Here is a 230-nt window from a genome sequence, read left to right as displayed (position 1 = left end):
CATCCGCCGCCTGCGCAAGACGCTGGAACCGTTCAACGCCGAGAACATGGTGCAGACCGTGCGCGGCGCCGGGTACCGCTTCTCTACTGCCACCTGAGTCTCGTCGTGCCGGCACCGCGCATCGTATAACTTCGTATAATGTATGCTATACGAAGTTATTACGACCATGCGGCCACCGGCAAAGCCCGGTGCGGCCTTGGCATCGAAGTACTCATTCTGGAAGTCGATCA

Annotated in this window: 1 protein-coding gene; it reads left to right on the top strand. The window is 58.7% G+C overall.

All coding sequences use genetic code 11. From position 1 onward, the window contains the following. Position 1: 1 nt before the first annotated feature. Positions 2-97: a helix-turn-helix domain-containing protein gene (locus GH663_RS20925; protein ID WP_439329199.1), complete on the top strand. Its 96-nt coding sequence runs from the start codon at positions 2-4 to the stop codon at positions 95-97. Positions 98-230: the final 133 nt, after the last annotated feature.

The sequence above is a fragment of the Dechloromonas hortensis genome (assembly GCF_009469765.1).
Lineage (GTDB): Bacteria > Pseudomonadota > Gammaproteobacteria > Burkholderiales > Rhodocyclaceae > Azonexus > Azonexus hortensis.
The sequence above is the reverse complement of the archived record's forward strand: the minus strand, read 5'-3'. Positions and strand labels throughout refer to the sequence as shown.